The sequence below is a fragment of the Streptomyces sp. NPDC059142 genome, assembly GCF_042755665.1.
In the GTDB taxonomy this organism is placed as follows: Bacteria; Actinomycetota; Actinomycetes; order Streptomycetales; family Streptomycetaceae; genus Streptomyces.
Map to the genome: position 1 here is coordinate 1 of NZ_JBHZDA010000207.1, position 2,440 is coordinate 2,440.

Genomic DNA, 2,440 nt, shown 5'->3' on the forward strand with positions numbered 1-2,440 from the left:
GCCCGGAAGGACCGCGCGGACGCCCGGCGGGTCAGAAGGGCTTGAAGTCCTCGTACTCCTGCTGCGCCTCGTCCCGCTCGGCCTCGCGGTCGCGGCGCCGCGGCGCCGCCGGCCGCGGCTCCTCCAGCCGGTGGTCCTCGCCGCGGCGGCCCAGCATCTCCGCGCCGGCCATCATCGTGGGTTCCCAGTCGAAGACGACCGCGTCGTCCTCCGCGCCGATGGCGACGCCGTCCCCGGCCCGCGCGCCGGCCTTCATGAGCTGATCCTCGACCCCGAGCCTGCTGAGCCGGTCGGCGAGGTAGCCCACGGCCTCGTCGTTGCTGAAGTCGGTCTGGCGGACCCAGCGTTCGGGCTTGTCGCCGCGCACGCGGTAGATGCCGTCCTCCTCCAGGACCACGGTGAATCCGGCGTCGTCGACGGCCCTCGGGCGGATGACGATACGGGTCGCCTCCTCCTTCGGCTTCTCGGCGCGCGCCGTGGCGATGATCTCGGCGAGCGCGAAGGACAGCTCCCTGAGCCCCAGGTGCGCCACCGCCGACACCTCGAAGACGCGGTAGCCGCGCGCTTCGAGATCGGGCCTGATCATCTCGGCGAGGTCCTTGCCGTCCGGGATGTCGACCTTGTTGAGGACGACGACGCGCGGCCGGTCGCCGAGGCCGCCGTACTGCGCCAGCTCCTCCTCGATGACATCGAGGTCGGTGACGGGGTCGCGGTCCGACTCCAGCGTCGCCGTGTCCAGGACATGGACGAGTACGGAGCAGCGCTCGACATGGCGCAGGAACTCCAGGCCGAGGCCGCGGCCCTGGCTGGCGCCCGGGATCAGCCCGGGGACGTCCGCGATGGTGTAGACGGTGGAACCGGCCGTGACCACACCCAGGTTGGGGACGAGCGTGGTGAACGGGTAGTCCGCGATCTTCGGCTTGGCGGCGGAGAGTACGGAGATCAGCGAGGACTTGCCGGCGCTCGGGTAGCCGACGAGCGCGACGTCCGCGACCGTCTTCAGCTCCAGGACGATGTCACCGGTGCGGCCGGGCTCGCCGAGCAGCGCGAAGCCGGGGGCCTTGCGGCGGGCCGAGGCCAGCGCCGCGTTGCCGAGGCCGCCGCGCCCGCCGTCGGCGGCGACGAAGGTGGTGCCCTCGCCGACCAGGTCGGCCAGGACGTTGCCCCGCTTGTCGAGGACGACGGTGCCGTCGGGCACCGGCAGGACCAGGTCCTGACCGTCCTTGCCGGAGCGGTTGCCGCCCTCGCCGGGCTTGCCGTTGGTGGCCTTGCGGTGCGGCGAGTGGTGGTAGTCGAGCAGCGTGGTCACGGACTGGTCGACGACGAGGATCACATCGCCGCCCCGGCCGCCGTTGCCGCCGTCGGGTCCGCCGAGGGGCTTGAACTTCTCACGGTGTACGGAGGCGCAGCCGTGGCCTCCGTTACCCGCGGCGACATGCAGCTCGACGCGGTCCACGAAGGTGGTCATGGGGATTGCCTCCAGTACATACGGAATTGTCTTACCTGTAACGCGCGAAAGGCGGACCCGCTTCCCGTCTCCGGGAAGTGAGGTCCGCCCTCGCGAAGAACCGCTCTACAGGCGCCCTGCCTGCCCCACCGGTACCGGAGCGGTACCGAAGGACTGACTAGGCGGCAGGAACGATGTTGACGACCTTGCGGCCACGGTGGGTGCCGAACTCCACCGCGCCGGGGTTCAGCGCGAACAGCGTGTCGTCGCCGCCACGGCCGACGCCGGTGCCCGGGTGGAAGTGCGTGCCGCGCTGGCGGACCAGGATCTCACCGGCGTTGACGAGCTGACCGCCGAAGCGCTTCACGCCGAGCCGCTGAGCATTGGAGTCGCGCCCGTTCCGAGTGGACGATGCGCCCTTCTTGTGTGCCATGTCTCCTCAGTCCCTTACTTCGCAGCCGCGGGGATACCGGTGACCTTGATCGCCGTGTACTGCTGGCGGTGACCCTGGCGGCGGCGGTAACCCGTCTTGTTCTTGTAGCGAAGGATGTCGATCTTCGCGCCCTTGTGGTGGTCCACGATCTCGGCCTGAACCTTGATGCCGTCCAGCACCCACGGGTCGCTGGTGACCGCGTCACCGTCGACCACGAGCAGCGTCTTGAGTTCGACGGTGTCGCCGACCTTGCCGGTGGAAATCTTGTCAACCTCAACGATGTCGCCGACAGCAACCTTGTGCTGGCGGCCACCGCTGCGCACGATGGCGTACACGCGGAACTCACTCTCGCTCGGAACGGAACCTCTGAAGCCAGCCGCCCGCACGGGCCGGGGCCCGTGGCAGTCCTGACAGGACGAGCGGCCTCCCCCGGAGATCCGGGAGGTGGGTGCTCAGAGGTGGGCGCGCATAGGAACACACCGAAGGTTTAGAGTACGGGGCCCCTGCACAGGGGGTCAAACCGGCGCCGCCGCCCCACCGCCCCGTGGTGGGCGGTGGGG

3 protein-coding genes are annotated in these 2,440 nt (G+C 70.1%); all 3 read right to left on the bottom strand.

The annotated features are described in order from the left end of the window. Positions 1 to 31: 31 nt before the first annotated feature. Positions 32 to 1,468, bottom strand: coding sequence for a GTPase ObgE (obgE, locus tag ACFXPK_RS32735; RefSeq protein WP_385080796.1), 1,437 nt, complete (start codon positions 1,466 to 1,468; stop codon positions 32 to 34). Between the two features lie 157 nt (positions 1,469 to 1,625). Next, positions 1,626 to 1,880 carry a 50S ribosomal protein L27 gene (rpmA, locus tag ACFXPK_RS32740; RefSeq protein ID WP_385007938.1) on the bottom strand — a complete coding sequence of 85 codons (255 nt, stop codon included), beginning with the start codon at positions 1,878 to 1,880 and terminating at the stop codon, positions 1,626 to 1,628. Between the two features lie 14 nt (positions 1,881 to 1,894). After that, on the bottom strand, positions 1,895 to 2,215 hold the full coding sequence (gene rplU, locus ACFXPK_RS32745) for a 50S ribosomal protein L21 (RefSeq protein WP_329827115.1): 321 nt from the start codon (positions 2,213 to 2,215) through the stop codon (positions 1,895 to 1,897). Positions 2,216 to 2,440: the final 225 nt, after the last annotated feature.

Excerpts from the sequence above, each read along its gene's own strand:
- obgE (WP_385080796.1), bottom strand. The coding sequence starts at position 1,468 with ATGACCACCTTCGTGGACCGCGTCGAGCTGCATGTCGCCGCGGGTAAC.
- rpmA (WP_385007938.1), bottom strand. The coding sequence starts at position 1,880 with ATGGCACACAAGAAGGGCGCATCGTCCACTCGGAACGGGCGCGACTCC.